Below are 21,755 nucleotides of genomic sequence, written 5' to 3' on the forward strand. Positions count from 1 at the left end.
GGCCGCCGACGGGACCGGAGGGACGAAGCACGTCTTCCCGGCGCTCCGGCGACGGCACGGAGAACCACCGTGAAACCTAAGGATCTCCCCGATCCTCTGCCATCGACAGGTGTCACGCATCCGTGGCCCGGATCTCATACACCTGTCTGAAGCGGCCCGGGCGATGAGCGAGAATGGCGTGTGTGAAGGGCGACTACCAGGACCTGGTCGATGAGATCTCGGCGCTGCTCGGCGCCCCCGCGACGCTGGAGAACCGGGATTTCGGGCTGATCGCCTTCGGCGCGCACGACTCCGACGACGACCTGGACATGGACCCGGTCCGCACCCGTTCGATCCTGACCAGGAAGTCGACGCCCGCGGTGCGCGCCTGGTTCGAGGGCTTCGGCATCACCCGCGCCACCGGCCCGGTCCGCATTCCGGCCGCACCCGACGCGGGTGTGCTGCGCGGCCGGATCTGCCTTCCGGTGCGCCACCGGGGCATCGCGCTCGGCTATGTCTGGCTGCTCGACGCGGAGCCGGGTCCTGCCGGGGACAAGCTCGCCTCGGCGATGGAGGTGGCCGCCAGGATCGGGGCGCTGCTCGCGGACGAGGCGCAGGCCGGGGCGGACCTGACCCGCGAGTTCCGGGCGGTGCTCACGGCGGACCACGGCTGGCAGCGCGACACGGCGACGGCCGCCCTCCAGAGCGCGCTCGGCGCGGACGCGGAGGGCCTGCACGTGGTGGTCTGCGTGGCTCCCTGGCCCGAGGAGGACCCGCCGTCGGTCCGTACGGTGGCGGGGGCGGCGGCGGTGTGCACGGTGCCGTGGCCCGCCGGGGGCGCGGGCGGCGCGGGCGCCGGGCACGCCCTGGCCGCGCTGGTGCGGCTGCGGTCGGCGGACGCGCTCGGGCCCGCCCGAACCGCGGCGGAACGGCTGCGCGGGGAAGCGGGCGGCGCGGCGGCCGCCGGGATGGCGACGCCCCGCCGGGGTCTGGCCGAACTCGCCCTCGCCCACCGCGAGGCAACCTCCGCCGTACGGGCGGCACTTGCCGAGCCCGGGCTCGGCCCGGTCGCGCAGTGGTCGGCGATCGGCCCCTACCGGATCCTGACCGCGCTGGCGACCCCGGCGCCCCAAGACCCCGCGGTACGGGCCCTGTTGAGCCCGGCACACACCGAACTCGCCCGCACCGCCGAGGTGTTCCTCGACGGCGCGGGCCAAGCGGCGCGCGCCGCGGCGGCCCTCGGCATCCACCGCCAGACGCTCTACTACCGCCTGTCACGCATCGAGCACCTCACCGGCCTCGACCTGGACCGCGGCGAGGACCGGCTGCTGCTGCACATGGCCCTGAAGGCCGCGCGGCTCTGAGGCCTACCGGCCGTATGGCCCGGGCGTACGGCCCCTAGGACTCGCCGCGCGCGGCGGCCATCACCTGGCGCAGGCCCTCGGTGAGTTCCTCGGCGCGGGTGGCCGTCGCCGGGTCGAAGGTCCACTGGGCGATGAGCCCCATCATCAGCGTCATGTAGAACTTGCCGAGGGTGTCGACGGTCTTCTCCTCGACCTCGGACTCCTCGCCCCCCATGAGCATCGGGATGATGCCGCGCGCACCCTCGCGCTGCGCCTGCGCCAAGTGGTCGCGCACGCCCGGGAGTTGGTCGCCCATGACGACGATCTCCATGCTGAGCCGCCACAGCGAACCCGGCTGGGCCATGGTGGCGATGATGTTCGTCCAGACTTCCTGGAAGCGTTCGAGCGAGCCGGGGGCCGTCTCGGTCGCGGCGGGCGTGGCGTCGAACGCGTCGGAGACCCCCTCGACGAGCGAGATGTACGCCTCCGCGAGGAGCCCGTCCTTCGACCCGTAGTGGTAGCCGATGGAGGCGAGGTTGGTCCCCGACTCCTTGACGATGTCGCGGGACGTGGTGCGCACGAACCCCTTGTCCAACAGGCAGCGCTTGGCGCCTTCGAGCAGATCCTCACGGTGTCCCATGACAGCAGCGTACCCGGCATACAGACATCCGTCTAAGACAAGCGTCTATGAACGTCTGCGGGCCGGGTACGGGAGCCGCGGGAGCGGGGTGGATCAGTCGGTCAGGTTCACCGAGCGGGCCGAGTTGGCGCCGATCTCCTCGGCGACCTCGGCCAGCACGTGCTGCGGGATGGTGTCGTCCACGGTGAGTACGGCGAGCGCCTCGCCGCCCTCCTCCGCGCGCGCGACCTGCATCCCGGCGATGTTGAGCCCGGCCTCGCCGAGGACGCGGCCGACCGTGCCCACGATGCCGGGACGGTCCTCGTAGCGCAGCACGATCATGTGGTCGGCGAGCGCCAGGTCCACGTCGAACTCGCCGATCGCGACGACCTTCTGGAGGTGCTTGGGGCCGGCCAGGGTGCCGGAGACCGCGACCTCCTCACCGTCCGAGAGGGTGCCGCGCACGGTCACCACGTTGCGGTGGTCGGGCGACTCGCTGGAGGTGGTCAGACGGACCTCGACACCGCGCTCCTGCGCGAACAGCGGCGCGTTGACGTAGGAGACCGTCTCGTCGACGACGTCCTCGAACACGCCCTTGAGCGCGCTGAGTTCGAGCACCTTCACGTCGTGCTGGGTGATCTCGCCGTACACCTCGACGTCGAGCCGCACCGCGACCTCGCCGGCGAGCGCGGTGAAGATGCGGCCCAGACGCTCCGCGAGCGGCAGACCCGGCTTGACGTCCTCCGCGATCACGCCGCCCTGGACGTTGACCGCGTCCGGCACCAACTCGCCCGCGAGGGCGAGCCGTACGGACTTGGCGACGGCGATGCCGGCCTTCTCCTGGGCCTCGTCGGTGGACGCGCCCAGGTGCGGGGTGCAGACGACCTGGTCGAGCTCGAAGAGCGGGGAGTCCGTGCAGGGCTCCTTCGCGTACACGTCCAGACCGGCGCCCGCGACCCGGCCCTCCTTGAGGGCGGAGTACAGCGCGGCCTCGTCCACGATGCCGCCGCGCGCCGCGTTCACGATCCGCACGTGCGGCTGCACCTTGTGCAGCGCCTCGTCGCCGATCAGGCCGAGCGTCTCGGGGGTCTTGGGCAGGTGCACGGTGATGAAGTCGGCCACGGCGAGCAGCTCGTCGAGAGAGAGCAGCTTGACGCCCATCTGGGCGGCGCGGGCCGGCTGCACATAGGGGTCGTACGCGACGATCTTCATGCCGAAGGCCGACATGCGCTGCGCGACCAGGACGCCGATGCGGCCGAGGCCGACGACGCCGAGGGTCTTCTCGCTGAGCTCGACGCCGGTGTACTTGTTCCGCTTCCACTCGCCGTTCTTGAGCGCGGTGTTGGCCTGCGGGATGTTGCGCGCGGTGGCGACCAGGAGACCGCAGGCGAGCTCGGCGGCGGTGACGATGTTGGAGGTCGGGGCGTTCACGACCATCACGCCGGCCTTGGTGGCGGCGGAGACGTCGACGTTGTCGAGGCCAACTCCCGCGCGGGCGACGACCTTCAGCTTCTTCGCGGCGGCGATGGCCTCCGCGTCGACCTTGGTGGCCGAGCGGATCAGGATCGCGTCGACACCGGCGATGGCGGGCAGCAGTTCCGCGCGGTCGGCCCCGTTGCAGTGCCGGATCTCGAAGTCCGGCCCGAGGGCGTCGACGGTGGCGGGCGACAGCTCTTCAGCGATGAGTACGACAGGTTTCGAGCTCACGTGGGTCCTCACTGAATCCTTTGCGGACGGCCGTCCCGACGGCCGCAGGCGGTGGAGGGGGAAGCGGCGCCGGGGATTTTCGGGCGCGGGGGCGTGCCTGCAATTCCTCGGGGTCGCTTGTACCGCGTGGAAGACGCACGACGCTGTGGGCCTGACGCGTATATGTGTTGTCGAGCAGTGTAGTGCCGCTCCCCGGGGGTTCTCCGCCGTGAAGGCAGGATCACCCGATGGGGGTTGGACGCGGTGTCCAGGGCCGTGCGATACCAGCGGGGTCGGGCACACCTACCGTGCCCGACCCCGCTGACGGGGGGCTTACGCCTCCTCGTTCTGCACCCAGCTCATGAGCTTGCGCAGCTCCTTGCCGGTGGTCTCCAGGAGGTGCTCGGAGTCCTGGGTCTTGTACTCGTTGTACTTCTTCAGACCGCCGTGGTACTCGTCCATCCAGTTCTTGGCGAACGTGCCGTCCTGGATCTCGGCGAGGACCTTCTTCATCTCGGCCTTGGTGTCGGCGGTGATGATCCGCGGGCCGGTGACGTAGTCGCCCCACTCGGCGGTTTCGGAGATCGACCAGCGCATCTTCTCCAGGCCGCCCTCGTACATGAGGTCCACGATCAGCTTCAGCTCGTGGAGGCACTCGAAGTAGGCGATCTCCGGCTGGTAGCCGGCCTCGGTCAGCGTCTCGAAGCCCGCCTTGACCAGCGCGGCGGTGCCGCCGCAGAGCACGGCCTGCTCGCCGAAGAGGTCGGTCTCGGTCTCCTCGGTGAAGGTCGTCTTGATGACGCCCGCCCGGGTGCCCCCGATGCCCTTGGCGTACGAGAGCGCCAGCGCCAGGCCGTTGCCCTGCGGGTCCTGCTCGACGGCCACGATGCACGGAACGCCGCGGCCCTCCTCGTACTGGCGGCGCACCAGGTGGCCGGGGCCCTTGGGCGCGACCATCGCGACGGTCACGTCGGCCGGGGGCTTGATGAAGCCGAAGCGGATGTTGAGGCCGTGGCCGAAGAACAGCGCGTCGCCGTCCTTCAGGTTGTCCTTGATGGACTCCTCGTAGACCTGGGCCTGGAGCGGGTCCGGGACCAGGATCATGATGACGTCGGCCTCGGCGGCCGCCTCGGACGGCGTCACCACGCGCAGGCCCTGCTCCTCGGCCTTCGCCTTGGACTTGGAGCCCTCGTGCAGACCGACGCGGACGTCGACACCCGAGTCACGGAGCGACAGCGCGTGGGCGTGGCCCTGGCTGCCGTAACCGATCACCGCGACCTTGCGGCCCTGGATGATGGACAGGTCGGCATCGTCGTCGTAGAACAGCTCGGCCACTGGGATATCTCCTTGGTGTGCTGGTGGTGCTTCCACCGTATCGGTGGGGGTGAGTGAGGAACGGGTGAGTCTCGCGATGCGGGCGGGTCAGGCCCGGCCGGCGGGGCTCAGGCGCTGCGGTCCAGGGCGCGCAGCGAACGGTCCGTGATGGACCGGGAGCCGCGCCCTATGGCGATCGTGCCGGACTGGACGAGCTCCTTGATGCCGAACTGCTCCAGCATCTTCAGCATCGCCTCCAGCTTGTCGGCGCCGCCGGTGGCCTCGATCGTCACGGCCTCCGGCGAGACGTCCACGGTCTTGGCGCGGAACAGCTGGACGATCTCGACGATCTGGGAGCGCGTTTCGTTGTCGGCACGCACCTTCACCAGGACGAGCTCGCGCTGGATCGCAGCGCCGGGCTCGAGTTCGACGATCTTCAGGACGTTGACGAGCTTGTTGAGCTGCTTGGTCACCTGCTCGAGCGGCAGGTCCTCGACATTGACCACGATGGTGATGCGGGAGATGTCGGGGTGTTCGGTGACACCGACCGCGAGCGAGTCGATGTTGAAGCCGCGGCGGGAGAACAGCGCGGCGATCCGGGCCAGGATGCCGGGGGTGTTCTCGACCAGGACCGAGAGCGTGTGCTTGGTGGACATGAGCCTCTTACCTCTTCCTACAGCTCTCAGTCGTCTTCGTTGCCGAAGTCGGGACGGACTCCGCGGGCGGCCATGACCTCGTCGTTGGAGGTGCCGGCGGCGACCATCGGCCACACCTGGGCGTCCTCGTGGACGATGAAGTCGATCACGACGGGACGGTCGTTGATCGAGTTGGCCTCCTGGATGGCCTTGTCCAGGTCTTCGGGGCGCTCGCAGCGGATCGCGTAACACCCCATCGCCTCGGACAGCTTGACGAAGTCCGGGACGCGGGTGCCGCCGCTGGGCCGGCCCTGCTCGGCGACGCCGTCCTCCGGTCCCGAGTGCAGGACGGTGTTGGAGTAGCGCTGGTTGTAGAACAGGGTCTGCCACTGGCGGACCATGCCGAGGGCGCCGTTGTTGATGATGGCGACCTTGATCGGGATGTTGTTGAGCGCGCAGGTGGTGAGTTCCTGGTTGGTCATCTGGAAGCAGCCGTCGCCGTCGATCGCCCAGACCATGCGGTCGGGCTGACCGGCCTTGGCGCCCATGGCGGCCGGGACCGCGTAGCCCATGGTTCCGGCACCGCCCGAGTTCAGCCAGGTGGCGGGCAGTTCGTAGTTGACGAAGTGCGCGGCCCACATCTGGTGCTGGCCGACGCCGGCCGCGTAGATGGTGTCCGCGTCCGCGAGTTCGCCGATGCGCTGGATGACGCGCTGCGGGGAGAGCGTGCCGTCGTTCGGCTCGTCGTAGCCCAGCGGGTAGGTCTCGCGCCAGCGTTCGAGATCCTTCCACCAGGCGGTGTAGTCGCCCTTGTGGCCCTCGGAGTACTCGGCCTGGACGGCCTGGATCAGGTCGGCGATGACCTCGCGGGCGTCGCCCACGATCGGGACGTCGACCTCGCGGTTCTTGCCGATCTCGGCCGGGTCGATGTCCGCGTGGATGACCTTGGCGAACGGCGCGAAGCTGTCCAGCTTGCCGGTGACGCGGTCGTCGAAGCGGGTGCCGAGCGCGATGAGCAGGTCCGACTTCTGCAAGGCGGTGACGGCGGTGACCGCACCGTGCATGCCGGGCATTCCCACGTGCTGCGGGTGGCTGTCGGGGAAGGCGCCGAGCGCCATCAGGGTGGTGGTGACGGGCGCCCCGGTGAGCTCCGCGAGGACCTTCAGCTCGGCGGTCGCGCCGGACTTCAGGACGCCGCCGCCGACGTACAGGACCGGGCGCTTGGCCGCCACGATCAGCTTGGCGGCCTCGCGGATCTGCTTGGCGTGCGGCTTGGTGACCGGGCGGTAGCCGGGCAGGTCCAGGTGCGGCGGCCAGGAGAACGTGGTCTGCGCCTGGAGGGCGTCCTTGGCGATGTCGACCAGGACCGGGCCCGGACGGCCCGTCGAGGCGATGTGGAAGGCCTCGGCGATGGTGCGCGGGATGTCCTCGGCCTTGGTGACCAGGAAGTTGTGCTTGGTGATCGGCATCGTGATGCCGACGATGTCCGCCTCCTGGAAGGCGTCGGTGCCGATCGCCTGCGAGGAGACCTGACCGGTGATCGCGACCAGCGGCACCGAGTCCATGTGGGCGTCGGCGATCGGCGTGACCAGGTTGGTGGCGCCGGGGCCCGACGTCGCCATGCACACCCCGACCTTGCCGGTGGCCTGGGCGTAACCGGTGGCCGCGTGGCCCGCGCCCTGCTCGTGACGGACCAGGACGTGGCGGACCCGGGTGGAGTCCATCATCGGGTCGTACGCCGGAAGGATGGCGCCGCCGGGGATCCCGAACACGACCTCCGCCCCGACTTCCTCGAGAGAGCGGATGAGGGACTTCGCGCCCGTGACGTGCTCAACGGTCGCGGACTGGTGTCCGCCGTTACGGGGCCGCGGCTGCGGATGGTGGGCCCCGGTGGCCTGCTCGGTCATCGGCATTCTCTTCTCGAAGCTCAGGGTGTTCGCGGTGGTTTGGTCGAGATCGCGGTGGTGCTTGAGGGGTGCCAGTGCAACAAAAAACCCCTCGTGCCGTGAGGCAAGCGAGGGGAGCGCGTCGGGTGCGGTCTGCGGAGCCTGCAAGGGGCCCCGCTTCAGCCGACGCGCTTTCCAAGTACGAGAATTCGGGTGCGCATGGCATTGACCCTCCCCCCGGCGCGCAGGTGGTGTCAAGTAGGTGGGACGGGCGTCTCATTATGTGAGCCGAGCAGGGGTCCGCTCCGGCCACTGAGCACGGGCAGCGCGACTCCGCCCGGCACCGGGTACTCCCCCCGTCGCAGCGCCCGTCGCAGCCGGAACTCGTCCAGCGGCCCGGAGAACGCCATGCCCTGCCCATGGGTGCAGCCCATGGCGCGCAGTGCGAGGACCTGCTCCGGCACGTCCACACCGTCGGCCAAGGACTGCATGCCGAGATCGCAGGCGATCCGCAGCAGCCCCGCGGTGATCTTGTGAAGGCGGGCCGATTCGACGACGCCCTCGACGAGCCCCCGGTCCAGCTTGAGCAGGTCGATGGGGAGGCGGCGCAGCGCGTTGATCGCCGCGTAGCCACTGCCGAACCCGTCGAGCGCGATCCGTACGCCGGCTCTGCGCAGGCTCACCAGGCGCCGCTCCAGCTCGTCGAAGGAGATCCTCGGGTCGCTGTCGGCCAGCTCGATGATCAATGCGCCGGAGGGCAGCCCGTGCCGGGCCAGCAGGGCCTCCACGGAGCCGAGCGGAAAGGACTTGTCGAGCAGCCGGCGGGCCGAGAGGCGTACCGACACGGGCGTGGTGTGGCCGGCCCGCATCCGTTCCGCGGCCAGCTCCACGGCCTCTTCGAGCAGCCAGCGGCCGAGTTCGGCGGCGCGCTCGTTCTCGTCGGCGACCCGGAGGAATTCGGCCGGGGTGAACAGGATGCCCTGGGCCGATCTCCACCTGGCCTGGGCCGCGACGGCGAAGACCTCACCGGTGACGAGGTCGACGACGGGCTGGTGCAGGACCGCGAACTCGCCCTCGTTCAAGGCGGTGCGCAGCCGGGCCGCGAGTTCGGTGGTGCGGACCACCTCGGCCTGCATCTGCGGTGCGTACAGCTCGACCCGGTTCTTGCCGCCCTTCTTGGCGCGGTACATCGCGAGGTCGGCGGTGCGCAGCAGTTCCCCGGCGCCGATGCCCGGCTCGGCGAAGGCGACGCCGATGGAGGCGGCGACCCGGACATCGTTGCCGTCGATCTGGTACGGCTGGGACAGGGTGAGCCGCAGCCGGTCGGCGATCTCCCTGACCTGGTACTCGCGGGCCGCCGGGTCGCGGGTGCCGTCGCCGAGGATCAGGGCGGCGAACTCGTCGCCGCCGAGCCGGGCCGCGGTGTCGCCGGCCCGTACCGACTCCTGGAGCCTGCGGGCGGCCTGGATGAGCAGTTCGTCGCCGGCCTGGTGGCCGATGGTGTCGTTGACCTGCTTGAAGCCGTCGAGGTCGATGAAGAGCACGGCGGTGCCCGGGTCGGAGCTGCGCCGGCCGCCGAGCGCCTTGCGCACCCGCTTGGTGAACAGGGCGCGGTTGGGCAGGTCGGTCAGCGGGTCGTGCTCGGCGCTGTGCTCCAACTGGGCTTGCAGGCGCACCCGTTCGGTCACGTCGCGGCTGTTGAGAATGAGGCCGCCCTGGTGGCGGTTGACGGTCGACTCGACATTGAGCCACTCGCCGGTCCCCGACCTGAAGCGGCACTCGATCCGCGTCGTGGGTTCCTCGGCGGGCGGGGCCGCCAGAAACCGGCGCAGCTCGTGCACCACCCGGCCGAGGTCCTCGGGGTGGATGAGCGAGGCCAGTTCGGAACCGACCAGCTCCTCCGCGTCCCGCCCGTAGACCCCCGCGGCGGCCGGGCTGACGTAGCGCAGGATTCCGGTGGGCGCGGCGATCATGATGACGTCGCTCGAACCCTGCACCAGGGAGCGGAAGTGGTTCTCCTTCTGGGCCAGTTCATGGGTGAGCGCGATGTTGTCGAGCAGCATGATCCCCTGGCGGATCACCAGGGCGAGCACCACGGTGCACCCGGCGAAGACGACCATCCGGTCCACCCGGTGGCCCGCGATGACGTTGTAGAGGATTCCCAGGGTGCACACGGCTGCCGCGAGGTACGGCGTGAGCGCGGCCAGGGAGCTGGCGAGCGGCCGGGTGGCGGGCTGCGGGTGCGGGCGGGGCCGCACGGCGGACGGGCGGGCGCCCCGGGGGGCGACGGCGGGCCTGCGCGGCGGCGGCTGGGGAAGCCTGCGGGCGCCCCAGGGCGCGTAGGCGAGCAGCAGGGAGCCGGCGAACCAGCCGGCGTCCAGGAGCTGCCCCGAGTGGTACTGCTCGTGCAGCAGCGGCGAGGTGAACAACGCGTCGCACAGGACGGTCAGGGCGAGCGCCGCGATGGCGGTGTTCACCGCGGACCGGTTGGCCGAGGAGCGCCGGAAGTGCAGCGCGAGCACCATGCTGACGAGCACGATGTCGAGCAGCGGATAGGCGAGCGTGAGGGTGGCGTGGGCCACGCCCTCGCCCTCGCCCTCACGCGCCGTGCGGGCCAGGGCCAGGCTCCAGGACAGGGTGAGCAGGGAGCCGCCGATGAGCCAGGAGTCGAGTGCCAAGCAGACCCAACCCGCCTTGGTGACAGGGCGCTTGGCGAGAACGAGCAGGCCCACGATGGCGGGCGGCGCGAAGCAGAGGAAGAAGAAGTCGGCGGCCGAGGTCGTGGGCACCTCCCGCCGGAGCACCACCTCGTACCAGCCCCAGACGCCGTTGCCGCAGGCGGCCATGGCGGAGGAGAAGGAGAACAGCAGCCAGGCCGGGCGAAAGCTGCTCTCGCTGCCGGTCGCGCCGCCGCGCGCGTAGCGCAGACACGAGATCGCCGCGATCAGGGCGGCGAAGGAGAGCCCGAAGTCGCCCATGATCTGGGCGAGTTCGGGGGATCCCCAGCCCAGGAATGCGCCGGTGGCATATCCGGCACAGATCACTGCGAGCACCAGGGGGGAAACCATGCAGGGGCCGCCGCCTCCGGACAGGGGCGGCCGGGTCAGAATCGCTCCGGGCGCGCTCACCGGACCGCTCCACGCCACCGGAGCCGCACCGGGATCCCTCCCGGCCGGAGCCGGGTGCCGATATCCGCGGCACGCAAGCCGTGCTTTTGCGCGCTGTTCGTCGTTGTGCCGCTTATCGCCTCGGCGGTCGCCGCTCCACAGCGGTGCGCCGTCGCGCGGTGCGCGCGGCGGGGATGCCGCAGGTTGTTCCACCGCGTCGGATCGTTCGTCCATTGGCCGTGCATCGCCCGTCGCCCCCCTCGCAGTGATCGCTCCCGCGCCGTAGACGCACGGCGCCGGCCCCCGGTCGGGACGATACACCAGTCTCGTCACTCAGGGACATAGTCCCTATACGCTCAGTGACAGCCCGCAATCGGCAAGGCACCCGGTGCACCCGATTCGCTCCGGAGCGTTACTGATCCGTCGTCAGAACCACGTTGTCGAGCGGCTCTTGGGCCGCGAAGCGGGTGAGCTGAGCGGCCAGCAGACGCTTGGCGCGGGGCGTGAAAGCCGAGCTCGAACCGCCCACATGCGGGCTGATGAGGACATTCGGCGCATGCCACAACGGGTGCCCCACGGGCAGCGGCTCGGGGTCGGTGACATCGAGTGCCGCGTGGATGCGGCCCGACTCCAGTTCGGCGAGCAGGGCCCCGGTGTCCACGACGGGCCCGCGCGCGACGTTCACCAGGAGCGCCCCGTCCTTGAGCCGGGCCAGGAACGCGGCGTCCACCAGGCCCTTCGTCCGCTCGGTGAGCGGCGTGGAGACGATGACGACGTCCGCGTGCGGAAGCAGTTCGGGCAGATCGGTCAAGGCGTGCACCTCACCGCGCTCCGTTGTGCGCCACGAGCGCGCGACGCGCGCCACCCGCGCGCACTCAAAGGGCGCGAGCCGGTCTTCGATGGCGGCGCCGATCGACCCGTACCCCACGATCAGGACCGACTTGTCGGCGAGCGCGGGATAGAAACCCGACCGCCACTCCTGCTTCTCCTGTCCCCTGACGAACCCGGGGATCCCCCGCAGCGACGCCAGGACCAGGGCCAGGGTCAGCTCGGCGGTGGACGCCTCGTGCACACCCCGGGCGTTGCACAGGCGTACGCCCGGCGCCAACAGAGGGATGCCGGGCTGTACGTGGTCGATGCCGGCGGTCAGCGTCTGCACCACACGGACACCGGTCATGGCGGCAAGCGGACGGACCGCGATCTCGGACGGCTTCATGTACGGGACCACGTAGAACGCGCAGTCGGCCGGGTCGGCCGGATAGTCGGGGCCGCCGTCCCAGAACCGGTACGCGAGCTCGGCGGGAAGGCCCGGGACATCGGCCGGGTCGAAGGGCATCCACACGTCTGAAGTCATGGTCAGGAGGCTATGCGAAGGGCTGCGGGGGCCAGAGGTTAGTTTGGGGAGCGACGAGGGAGGGATCCGGCCAGGTGGAGCGCAGGACAATCGGGGCGGGGGCCCTGCGGGCGGGTGCGATCGGGCTCGGCTGCATGCCGATGAGCTGGGGCTACAGCCGCTCGCAGCAGGACCTGGAGCGCTCCCTGCGGGCCGTGCACGCCGCCTTGGACACCGGCGCGAACCTGCTGGACACCGCCGACATGTACGGCCCGTTCACCAACGAGCTGCTGATCGGGCGGGTCCTGAAGGAACGGCGGGACGAGGCGTTCGTCGCCACCAAGTGCGGGCTCCTCGTCGGCGTCGACCAGCACGTGGTCGCCAACGGCCGCCCCGGGTACGTGCGTCGGGCCTGCGACGCCTCGCTGCGCCGCCTGCACACCGACGTCATCGACCTGTATCTGCTGCACCGCGCGGACCCGGAGGTCCCCGTCGAGGAAACCTGGGGGGCGATGGCGGAGCTGGTGACGGCGGGGAAGGTGCGGGCGCTGGGGCTGAGCGCGATGGGCGCGCGGGCGGTGCGCCGGACCGCGCCGGTGGCCGGGGTGCACGGGCTGCACGTGGGCCGGTACGAGGAGACGGTGCGGCTGCTCGACCGGGTGCAGCAGGTGTTCCCGGTCGCGGCCGTCCAGGCGGAGCTGGCGATCTGGTCGCGCGAGGCGCTGCGGACGCTGCTGCCCTGGTGCACCGCCCGCGGGGTCGCCCTGCTGGCCGCGATGCCGCTGGGCAACGGGTTCCTGACGGGCACCCTCACCCCCGGCCAGGGCTTCGAACCGGACGACATCCGGGCCCGCCACCCGCGCTTCACGGCGGAGATGATGGCGGCCAACCAGCCCGTGGTGGTCGGCCTGCGCCGGGTGGCGGAGCGGCACGGGGCGACGCCCGGGCAGGTGGCGCTCGCCTGGCTGCTGCGCCAGGGCAGCCAGGTGATCCCGGTGCCCGGCGCCAAGCGGGCGGAGTGGGTCCGGGAGAACGCCCGAGCGGCGGCCCTCGCTCTGACCCCCCTGGACCTGACAGAACTGGCCGCACTCCCACCGGCCCGAGACTGACCCGACAGCCCCTGGGGCTCCGCCCCAGACCCCGTATCGCGCCTAAAGGGCGCTCGTCCTCAATCGCCGGACGGGCTGAGGTTGCCCATGCTGGCCCGCGCCGAGCACTTAAGGGGCGCGAGGAACTGCGCGCCCAGCCACACACGGCCCGCAGACGAAAGGGGGTTTAGGGGCGCGAGGAACTGCGCGAGAAGCGGGCACGGTCCGCACGCGACCGGGGGGTTAGGGGCGCGAGGAACTGCGCGGGACGCGGGCACGGTCCGCACATGAGCAGGGGGTTGGGGGCGCGGGGAAGTGCGTGGGCGGCGGCGCCGGGGGCGTTCGCGCGGCCGTCAGAATGGACCCGCATCGACCCCGGTGAAGGGAACCAGAACCGTGCGACGAACCACCGCCACCACCCTGGCCGCAGCCACACTCGTGCTCGCGGCCGGCTGCTCCTCGGGACCCGCGCACCCCGAGGGCCAAGGCGTCGGCTCCGCCACCAAGGCTCCCGCGACGGCTCCGTCCCGAAGCGCCCAACTGCCGCCCGCCCAGGGCTCGGTGAAGGTGACCAGGACCGTCACCGACGGCCTGAAGTCGCCCTGGGGCATCGCTCCCCTGCCCGAGGGCGGCCTCCTGGTCGGCTCCCGCGACGACGGCACCGTCGTACGCGTCGACACCGCAACTGGCAAGAAGACCGCCGTGGGCAGCGTGCCCGGGGTGGACCACCAGGGCGAGGGAGGGCTGCTGGGGCTCGCCCTGTCCCCCACGTACGCCTCCGACCACCTTCTCTACGCGTACTTCACCACCGAGTCCGACAACCGCATCGCCCGCATGAACTACGACCCGCAGCGGCCCGAGGGCCAGCAGCTCGGGGCGCCCGACACCATCCTCCGCGGGATCCCCAAGGGCAGCGTCCACAACGGCGGCCGGATCGCCTTCGGTCCGGACCGGATGCTGTACGCCGGCACCGGCGAGACCGGCGAGCGGGGGCTCGCCCAGGACAAGACGTCACTGGCCGGCAAGATCCTGCGGATGACCCCCGACGGGCAGCCCGCGTACGGCAATCCGGAGGCGGACTCGCTGGTCTACTCCTACGGACACCGCAATGTGCAGGGCCTGGCCTGGGACGGCGAGAACCGGCTGTGGGCCTCGGAGTTCGGGCAGGACACCTGGGACGAGCTCAATCTGGTGGAACCCGGCAAGAACTACGGCTGGCCCGTGGTGGAGGGCCGGGGCGGCAAGCCGGGGTACGTCGATCCCGTCGCCCAGTGGAAGACGTCCGAGGCCTCGCCCAGCGGGATCGCCTTCGCGGGCGGCTGCGTGTGGATCGCCTCGCTGAAGGGCGAACTGCTGTGGCGCGTCCCGCTGGACGCCACGAAGCCGCTCGCCGCTCCCGAGGCCTTCCTGGGCGGCCAGTACGGACGGCTGCGCACCGTGCTGGCGGCCGGCGCCGGCAAGCTCTGGCTGCTCACCAACAACACCGACTCGCGCGGCATCCCCAAGCCGGGCGACGACCGCATCCTGGAACTGGACGTCACCTGAGCGGCGTCAGCTCCGCGCCGGCTGTCCGGAGAACAGGTTGAGGCGATGGGCGAGGGCCGCCGCCTCGCCCCGGCCCGAAACCCCCAGCTTGGCCAGGATGTTGGAGACGTGCACACTCGCCGTCTTCGGTGAGATGTAGAGCTCCTCGGCGATCTGGCGGTTGCTGTGACCGGCCGCGACCAGACGCAGGACGTCCTGTTCGCGGCTGGTGAGCCCGAGCGCTTCCGCCGGCTCGGTGGGGTCGTCGGATCCGACGGGGTCCGGGGCGGTCAGCGACAGGCGGGCCCGGCGGGCCAGGAGCTCCAGTTGCTCGGACAACGGGCGGGCGCCCAGGCGTTCGGACTCGGCGTGCGCCTGGCGCAGCAGCGTCGCGACCGTCTCCCGGTCGCCGCCCTCGGCCAGCAGGGCCGCGGCCCAGCGGTGACAGGCCAGGGCCAGGTCGTAGGGGCGCTGCGCGGGCCGGAGCGCCTGGGTGGCGGCTTCCCAGCGGGCCGCCGTGTCGCGGTCCTCGGCGCGTTCCAGTTCGGCGGCGACGACCAGGGCGAACGCCTCGCACCAGGGGACGCCGGTGGGGAGCCTCTTGGCGGCCGTACGGATGAGGTCGAGGGCGGCGGCCCTGCCCGGCTGGGCCGAGGGGAGCCCGCGCACATCGGCCTCCATCGCGGCGGCCGCGGCGAGCAGCGGCCAGCCGTAGCGCTGGGTGCCGGGCGGGAAGCCGGGCTCCACGGCGCGCGCCAGCTCGGCGCGGGCCTCGTCGATACGGCCCTGGGCGGCCGCGATGCCGAGGCCGATCCGGGCGAGCGGGATGGCGTGCTGGGCCATCGGGTCGTACTTGCCGAACGCGGCGTGGGCATCGTCGAGCGAGGTCCTGGCCCGCTCCAACTCGCCGCGCAGCAGGGCGACATCGGCCCGGCGCATCAGGGCGTTGCCGAGCGGTTTGGTACTGATCGCGGTGCGCTGGACCCGTTCGATGGAGTCGGCGGCCTCCTCCCAGCGGCCCAGGTTGAACAGCGACTCGGCGCGGTTGGCCTGCACCCAGGCCTCGTTGTCCAACAGGCCGTACTTCTGGGCGAGGCGGACCCCGTCGTCGGCGACGCGTACGGCTTCCACCGAGCGGCCGACGGCCTCCAGGCCGGAGCAGAGGTTCACATGGCCCCGGGTCGCCTCGCCGATCAGGCCGATGTCGAGGGAGCGGTCGATCACCGCGCGCATCGTGGCGAGACCCTCCTCGACCGAACCGGAGTCGACCATCAGGCTGCCCAGGGTGAGCTTGACGTTGAGCTCGATCTCCTCGGTGCGCACCAACCGGGCGTATTCCACGGCCTGTTCGGCCGCCACCAGGGATTCGGGTCCTGGCCTGTGCAGCATCCGCCAGCCCGCGGCGGTCGCGAGGACCTCGGCGTGCACGGCGGACGGCGCGAGGCCGCGCACCAGGTCCTGGGCGGTGGCGATCTCGGCCCAGCCGTCGCCGCGCCCCAGGTTCTGCACCAGGCGGGAGCGCTGGATCCAGAACCAGGCGGCGCGCAGCGGGTCGCTGCCGGAGGGCTGGGCGCTCTCGGCGTCGATGAGCCGCAGCGCCATCCTGGTGAGCTTCAGTGCGCGTTCCCGCTCGCCGCAGAGCCGGGCCGCCTCGACGGACTCGGCCAGCAGATCGAGGTAGCGCAGCGACGCCGGGGTTTCGGGGGCGCAGCCGCAGGCCGGGTAGGAGCCCGCGTGGTCCAGGGGTCTGAGCCCCTGGCGTATCTCCTCGGGCACGGTGTCCCACAGCTCCATCGCCCGTGACAGGAGCCGCAGTTGCTCGGCGTAGGCGTGCCGGCGGCGGGCCTCGACGGCGGCGCGCAGCACCACGGGCAGCGCCTTGGCGGCGTCGTGCGCGTGGTACCAGTAGGTGGCGAGCCGGGTGGTCTGCTCGTCGGCCCGCACCAGCGCCGGGTCAGCTTCCAGGGCTTCGGCGTAGCGCCGGTTCAGGCGCGAGGACTCGCCGGGCAGCAGGTCGTCGCTGACGGCCTCGCGGACCAGCGAGTGGCGGAAGCGGTAGCCGTCGCCGTCCGCGGCGGGCAGCAGGATGTTCGCGCCGACGGCGGCCCGCAGCGCCTCGATGAGCTTGTCCTCGCTGAGCCGGGCGACCGCGGCGAGCAGGGGGTACTCGACCGTGGAGCCGCCCTCGGCGGCGATCCGCACCACGCGCTGGGCGTCCTCGGGCAGGCTCTCGACGCGGACCAGGAGCAGATCGCGCAGCGAGTCGCTGAGGTCGGGGCAGGTGCCGTCCGGGTCGCGGCCGACGACCAGTTCCTCGACGAAGAAGGCGTTGCCGTCGGAGCGCTCGAAGACCTCGTCCACCAGGCGCTGTTCGGGTTCGGCGGCGAGGATCCCGGTGAGCTGGTGGTGGACCTCGGCCCGGGTGAAGCGGGGAAGTTCGATGCGCCGCACGCTGCGCAGCCGGTCGAGCTCGGCGAGCAGGGGGCGCAGCGGGTGACGGCGGTGGATGTCGTCGGCGCGGTAGGTGGCGACGACGACCAGACGGCCGCGCCGCAGGGTGCGGAAGAGATAGGCGAGCAGATGGCGGGTGGAGGCGTCCGCCCAGTGCAGGTCTTCGAGGACGAGGACGACGGTGCGCTCCGCGGCGATCCGCTCCAGCATCCGCACGGTGAGCTCGAACAGGCGAGCCGTGCCGTCTTCGCGGGAGGTGGCGGGGCTCGTCCTGGCGAGCTCGGGAAGGAGCAGGGCCAGCTCCTCCTGCTGGCCGTCGGCCGCGGCGGCCAGCTCGTCGGGCAGCCGGCGGCGCAGCGCGCGCAGCGCGGCCGAGAAGGGCGCGAACGGCAGCCCGTCGGCGCCGACTTCGACGCAGCCGCCGACGGCGATCACCGCGCCTGCCCGGCAGGCGGCGTCGGTGAACTCCTCGACGAGCCGGCTCTTGCCGACGCCCGCCTCGCCGCCGACGAGCAGGGCCTGGGGCTCTCCCCCGGCGGCCGCGGCGCGGGCGAGCGCCTCGTTCAACGTCCTCAACTCGGCGGCGCGGCCGACGAACACGGGGCTGACTGACCTGGTCTCCACGCTGGTGAGCATCGCACACGCCCCTGACAACGTGCTGCCGGACGGTCCGTCCCCGGCTGGGGAGGCGGCCCCGGAGGAGGTCGGGGCCACGGCCGGGGACGGGGTCCGGGCGGTGGTGGTGGGGCGGGTCGGGGTGGTCGTCATCGCGGGCGGCCGGGCGTCAGGCGGCCCGTACGAACCGGTTCCGCGGTGAACTCACCCGCCCCTCCGGCCCGTTGTCGTCACTGCGGCGGCCGAAGAAGCGGCGGCCGGCCCGGCGGGCCTGACCGACCAGGCGCTCCTGGTCGGCGCGGCGCAGCAGCTCGGCCTCGTGGGTCTTGTGCATCTCGTAATCGAACATCTCGGCACTCCTTGGATGTGGCCCCGGTCGAGGCGCTTCGCTGTGACCCGGTGTTCCGGGCCCCTTGCGATGCCTCAACTCTCGTCTCCCAGGGGCCTCGCGCACATGGGGAGAGTGCCGCATCTGTAAGGAGGCGGTGCCTTAGGCGGTCCGGATGGTGGACCTCGGCCGCCTAAGGCGGGGGTGCCGGCGCCTTAGGCGGCCGTCGGGTGCCTCAGCCCTTGGCGCTGGGCAGCGCCGCGAACAGGTCGAGGTACATGCCGGCCGAGATCAGCAGGCCGATGACGCCGAGGACCACTCCGGCCAGGGCGACGGCCTTGACCCACCCGGGCTGCTCGGAGCGGCCCGGCGTCCCGAAGGCGGGCCGGGCGAGCACGGCCGCGCCGACGACCAGGGCGAGCAGCGCGAAGACGCCGTTGACCAGGGCGGTGGTGTGCCAGGAGTTGCCGTAGATCTGCTGGATCTGCTCGGCCGCCGTACCGCCCTGGGAGGTCTTGATCTGCCCGATCAGGGTGGCCCGCTCAGAGAGCGTCTTGCCCATCCAGGTGCCGCTCAGCGAGACCGCGCCGAGCGCGCCTGAGACGACGGCCGCGGCGCCCGCGCCGAACGCGGCCCGGGCGGGGACGCTCGCCGCGTCGAGCCCGGCGTCGTCTTCATCATCGTCCTCGTCTTCGTCTTCGCCGAGCGGGTCCCGGTCCTCCAGGCCGTCGTCGAGCCGGCCGTCCTCGGTGTCGTGGGCGGGGGTGGCGGCGGCGCCGGTGGCCCCTGCGGCGGGCTCGACGGTCGCTCCCGCCGGGGTGGACGCGGCCCCGGTGGAGGCGTCCTTGGGCGCGGTCTCGGCGTCGGTCTTCGCAACAGCCTTCGCGTCGGTCTTCGCGTCGGTCTTCGCGTCGGTCTTCGGCGTGGCGGGGGTGGCGTTCATGCCGGGCACGCTAGGTGCCGTTTCTGAGAGCCCGCTGAGAGCTTCCTTAACGCCCCGCCCGCTCTGTTCGCGCCGTCCGCGCCCTCAGCGCGCCGCCCGCGCCGCCCGCCATTCGTCGGCCAGCAGCGCCCAGATCTCGCTGTCGTGGCGCACCCCGCGGTAGAGGTAGCTCTCGCGGCGCACCCCCTCCCTGGTCATGCCGAGGCGCTTGGCGACCTTGATGCTGGGGGTGTTCCCGGCGGAGGCCACCCACTCGACGCGGTGCATGCCGCGCACGTCCACGGCCCAGTCGATCAGCAGGGTGACAGCGCGGGTGATCAGGCCGCGTCCGACCGCCCCCGGCTCCAGCCAGCAGCCGACCTCGCAGGTGCCATGAGCCGGTTCGAAGATCCGGAACAGGACGCCGCCGACCAGGGTGCCGTCGAGCCAGATGCCGTACAGACGCCCGGCGTCCGCGGCCGTCTTGTCCGCGTAGCTCTGGAGGTAGGCACGGGCCGAGGGCAGGTCGGTGACGAAGTCCGGCAGCGCGATGTGGGTGCCGATGAACTCCCGTCCCCGGTCCATGTGGGCGAGGTACTCCTCGGCCTGCCACGGCTCCAGGGGGCGGAGTTCCGCCCCGTCGTCGCCCAGCGATACTGCGAACATCCCGCTCCTTCGGCTGCGTATGCGTGCCCGCTACGGCACGAGGTGGTCGGCCCGTTCGGCCGCCGACGGCTCCGACGGCTCCGACGGCTCCGAAATCCTCGCACGGGGACCCGCGGGCGCCTCGATGCCGATCCGGGGCAGCCATCGCTCCAGGCGGGCGGGCAGCCACCAGTTGGCGCCGCCGAGCAGATGCATGAGGGCGGGCACGAGCAGGGTGCGCAGGACGAACGCGTCGAGGGCGACGGCCGCCGCCAGCGCGATGCCGAACATGGCGATCACCCGGTCCCCGCTGAGCACGAACGCGAGGAAGACCGAGATCATGATCACGGCGGCGGAGTTGATGACACGGCTGGTCTCGGCGAGGCCCACCCGCACCGCCCGCCGGTTGTCGCCGGTCGCGAGCCACTCCTCGTACATGCGGCTGACCAGGAACACCTGGTAATCCATGGACAGGCCGAAGAGGACCGAGACCATGATCACGGGCAGGAACGGTTCGATCGGCCCGGACCGGCCGAGCCCCAGGAGCTCGCTGCCCCAGCCCCACTGGAAGACCGCGACGACGACGCCGAACGCGGAGGCCACCGCCGCCACGTTCATCACGGCGGCCTTGAGCGGGATCCCGATCGAGCGGAAGGCGAGCAGCAGCAGGAGGCAGCCCAAGGCGATCACCACGCCGACGAACAGCGGAAGTTTGCCGACGATGACCGCCGCGAAGTCGTCGTAGCCGGCGGTCACACCGCCCACGTGCGCCGTCAGGGAGCTGTCCCGCTCGGCCGCCGGAAGCACGTCGTGGCGCAGCCGGTCGACGAGGTCGCTGGTGTCGCGCGACTGCGGCGCGGAGACCGGCACCACGGTCAGGACGGCGGTGCCGCCGCTCCCGTTGTACGTCACCGGGCTCACCGAGGCGACGCCGCCGGTGGCGCGCAGCACGTCGGGCAGCCGGTCCATCGCGAGCCGGTCGGCGGGGCCCTGGAGCTCGCCGACCACGGTCAACGGCCCGTTGACGCCCGCGCCGAAGCCCTTCGCGAGGAGGTCGTACGCCTGCCGGGTGGTGGTCTTCACGGGGTTGTTGCCCTGGTCGGAGGTGCCGAGGTGGAGGGAGAGCGCGGGCAGCGCGAGAACGAGCATCACAGTGGCCGCGGCCATGCCGAGCGGCTTGGGGTGGCGCTCCACGAAGGCGGACCAGCGGGCGGCGAGCCCGGCGGGCGGTTCGGGCCGCGGCCCGTGAGCGGCGAGCCTGCCGCGCTCGCGGCGGCTCAGCGCCCGCATCCCGATGTACGAGAGCAGCGCGGGCAGCAGCGTGACGGAGGCGGCAACGGTCAGGACGACGGTGAGGCAGGCCGCGACGGCGACGCCGTTGAGGAAGCTCAGACGCAGGACGAGCATGCCGAGCAGGGCGATGCACACGGTCGCCCCGGCGAAGACGACCGCGCGTCCGGTGGTGGCGACGGCGGCGCGGGCCGCCTCCTCGACGCCGAGGCCCCCGCGCAGTCCGCGCCGGTGCCGGGTCACGATGAACAGGGCGTAGTCGATGCCGACGCCGAGCCCGATGAGCACGCCGAGCATGGGCGCGAAGTCGGCGACGCCCATGACGTGGCCGAGCAGGGCGATGCCCGCGTACGCGGTGCCGACGCCGATCAGGGCGGTGGCGATGGGCAGCAGGCTGGCGGCGAACGAGCCGAAGGCGAGGAACAGGACAACGGCCGCCACGACCACGCCGACGGCCTCGCTGAGGTGCGCGGAGGGTGCTTCGGTGAGCTCCATCGCGCTGCCGCCCAGGGCGATGTCGAGGGAGGCGGAGCGGGCGGCGCCGACCGTGTCGAGGACGGCTCGGGCCTGCGCCGCGGGGATGTCGTCGGCCTGCTCCGCGAAGGTGACCGTCGCATACGCGGTGCGCCCGTCGGCGCTGATGCGGGCCGCGCCCTCGGCGCCGTAGGGGCCGGACACCCAGGCGACGCCGGGCAGCTTCGCCACCTGCCCGAGGGTGCGCTCCATCGTGTGCCGTACGTCGAGGTCGCGGACCGAACCGGACGCGGTGTGCCAGACGATGGTGTCGGTGTCGCCGCCCCGGCCGTGGAACCCTGCGTCGAGCAGGGCGCTCGCACGGCCGGACTCGGTGCCCGGGACCTCGTAGTCGTTGGAGTACGCGGACCCGGCCACGGCGGCGCCGGCGGTGGTGACGCCGAGCGCGAGGAGCCACAGCAGTACGACGACGAGGCGGTGCCTGACACACCAGCGCGCGAGGGCGGCCAACGGAGT

General features: G+C 71.9%; 15 protein-coding genes. 3 read left to right on the forward strand and 12 right to left on the reverse strand.

What is annotated here, in order from left to right:
• The first annotated feature begins 182 nt into the window (after positions 1-182).
• Positions 183-1,343, forward strand: a complete 1,161-nt coding sequence (locus tag DWB77_RS11810; RefSeq protein WP_120727672.1) for a PucR family transcriptional regulator — start codon at positions 183-185, stop codon at positions 1,341-1,343.
• A 34-nt stretch (positions 1,344-1,377) separates the two neighbouring features.
• On the opposite strand, the gene DWB77_RS11815 is transcribed toward DWB77_RS11810, so the two are convergent.
• The 7 genes from DWB77_RS11815 to DWB77_RS11845 form a co-directional block, all read right to left on the reverse strand.
• Positions 1,378-1,962, reverse strand: coding sequence for a TetR/AcrR family transcriptional regulator (locus tag DWB77_RS11815; RefSeq protein WP_120721226.1), 585 nt, complete (start codon positions 1,960-1,962; stop codon positions 1,378-1,380).
• A 93-nt stretch (positions 1,963-2,055) separates the two neighbouring features.
• Positions 2,056-3,648, reverse strand: coding sequence for a phosphoglycerate dehydrogenase (serA, locus tag DWB77_RS11820; RefSeq protein ID WP_120721227.1), 1,593 nt, complete (start codon positions 3,646-3,648; stop codon positions 2,056-2,058).
• A gap of 312 nt (positions 3,649-3,960) precedes the next feature.
• Complete coding sequence (gene ilvC / locus DWB77_RS11825) at positions 3,961-4,962, reverse strand: ketol-acid reductoisomerase (protein WP_120721228.1); 1,002 nt, start codon at positions 4,960-4,962, stop codon at positions 3,961-3,963.
• A 107-nt stretch (positions 4,963-5,069) separates the two neighbouring features.
• Complete coding sequence (ilvN, locus tag DWB77_RS11830) at positions 5,070-5,597, reverse strand: acetolactate synthase small subunit (RefSeq protein WP_120721229.1); 528 nt, start codon at positions 5,595-5,597, stop codon at positions 5,070-5,072.
• A 26-nt stretch (positions 5,598-5,623) separates the two neighbouring features.
• Entirely contained in the window at positions 5,624-7,489 is a 1,866-nt protein-coding gene (locus DWB77_RS11835; RefSeq protein WP_120721230.1) for an acetolactate synthase large subunit, read from the reverse strand.
• A gap of 227 nt (positions 7,490-7,716) precedes the next feature.
• The gene (locus DWB77_RS11840) at positions 7,717-10,590 is read right to left on the reverse strand and encodes a putative bifunctional diguanylate cyclase/phosphodiesterase (protein ID WP_120721231.1); all 2,874 of its coding nucleotides are present in this window, start codon (positions 10,588-10,590) and stop codon (positions 7,717-7,719) included.
• Positions 10,591-10,981: 391 nt separating this feature from the next.
• Complete coding sequence (locus DWB77_RS11845; RefSeq protein WP_120721232.1) at positions 10,982-11,923, reverse strand: 2-hydroxyacid dehydrogenase; 942 nt, start codon at positions 11,921-11,923, stop codon at positions 10,982-10,984.
• A 74-nt stretch (positions 11,924-11,997) separates the two neighbouring features.
• Here DWB77_RS11845 and DWB77_RS11850 point away from each other — a divergent pair, with 74 nt between their 5' ends.
• Together DWB77_RS11850 and DWB77_RS11855 are read left to right on the forward strand one after the other, a co-directional pair.
• A complete protein-coding gene (locus DWB77_RS11850) occupies positions 11,998-13,011 on the forward strand; it encodes an aldo/keto reductase (protein ID WP_120721233.1) in 1,014 nt (337 codons plus the stop codon).
• 375 nt (positions 13,012-13,386) lie between these two features.
• Positions 13,387-14,535, forward strand: a complete 1,149-nt coding sequence (locus DWB77_RS11855) for a PQQ-dependent sugar dehydrogenase (protein ID WP_162952518.1) — start codon at positions 13,387-13,389, stop codon at positions 14,533-14,535.
• Positions 14,536-14,541: 6 nt separating this feature from the next.
• Here the strand turns inward: DWB77_RS11855 and DWB77_RS11860 are convergent, their stop codons facing one another.
• The 5 genes from DWB77_RS11860 to DWB77_RS11880 all read right to left on the reverse strand — a co-directional run bounded on the left by DWB77_RS11860 (position 14,542) and on the right by DWB77_RS11880 (position 21,749).
• A complete protein-coding gene (locus tag DWB77_RS11860; RefSeq protein WP_120721235.1) occupies positions 14,542-17,601 on the reverse strand; it encodes a helix-turn-helix transcriptional regulator in 3,060 nt (1,019 codons plus the stop codon).
• Positions 17,602-17,749: 148 nt separating this feature from the next.
• Positions 17,750-17,929 (reverse strand): hypothetical protein, encoded by a 180-nt coding sequence (locus DWB77_RS11865; RefSeq protein WP_120721236.1) that lies wholly within the window; start codon positions 17,927-17,929, stop codon positions 17,750-17,752.
• A gap of 214 nt (positions 17,930-18,143) precedes the next feature.
• On the reverse strand, positions 18,144-18,851 hold the full coding sequence (locus DWB77_RS11870; protein WP_120727674.1) for a hypothetical protein: 708 nt from the start codon (positions 18,849-18,851) through the stop codon (positions 18,144-18,146).
• Between the two features lie 84 nt (positions 18,852-18,935).
• On the reverse strand, positions 18,936-19,496 hold the full coding sequence (locus tag DWB77_RS11875) for a GNAT family N-acetyltransferase (protein WP_120721237.1): 561 nt from the start codon (positions 19,494-19,496) through the stop codon (positions 18,936-18,938).
• A 30-nt stretch (positions 19,497-19,526) separates the two neighbouring features.
• On the reverse strand, positions 19,527-21,749 hold the full coding sequence (locus tag DWB77_RS11880; RefSeq protein WP_120721238.1) for an MMPL family transporter: 2,223 nt from the start codon (positions 21,747-21,749) through the stop codon (positions 19,527-19,529).
• Between the last annotated feature and the right edge of the window lie 6 nt (positions 21,750-21,755).

This window comes from Streptomyces hundungensis, from assembly GCF_003627815.1.
In the GTDB taxonomy this organism is placed as follows: Bacteria; Actinomycetota; Actinomycetes; order Streptomycetales; family Streptomycetaceae; genus Streptomyces; species Streptomyces hundungensis_A.

Bases quoted from the DNA above. Each gene is read 5' to 3' on its own strand.
- ilvN (WP_120721229.1), bottom strand. From the start codon at position 5,597: ATGTCCACCAAGCACACGCTCTCGGTCCTGGTCGAGAACACCCCCGGC.
- DWB77_RS11870 (WP_120727674.1), bottom strand. From the start codon at position 18,851: ATGAACGCCACCCCCGCCACGCCGAAGACCGACGCGAAGACCGACGCG.
- DWB77_RS11865 (WP_120721236.1), bottom strand. From the start codon at position 17,929: ATGTTCGATTACGAGATGCACAAGACCCACGAGGCCGAGCTGCTGCGC.
- DWB77_RS11845 (WP_120721232.1), bottom strand. From the start codon at position 11,923: ATGACTTCAGACGTGTGGATGCCCTTCGACCCGGCCGATGTCCCGGGC.
- DWB77_RS11875 (WP_120721237.1), bottom strand. From the start codon at position 19,496: ATGTTCGCAGTATCGCTGGGCGACGACGGGGCGGAACTCCGCCCCCTG.
- DWB77_RS11860 (WP_120721235.1), bottom strand. From the start codon at position 17,601: ATGCTCACCAGCGTGGAGACCAGGTCAGTCAGCCCCGTGTTCGTCGGC.
- DWB77_RS11835 (WP_120721230.1), bottom strand. From the start codon at position 7,489: ATGCCGATGACCGAGCAGGCCACCGGGGCCCACCATCCGCAGCCGCGG.
- DWB77_RS11815 (WP_120721226.1), bottom strand. From the start codon at position 1,962: ATGGGACACCGTGAGGATCTGCTCGAAGGCGCCAAGCGCTGCCTGTTG.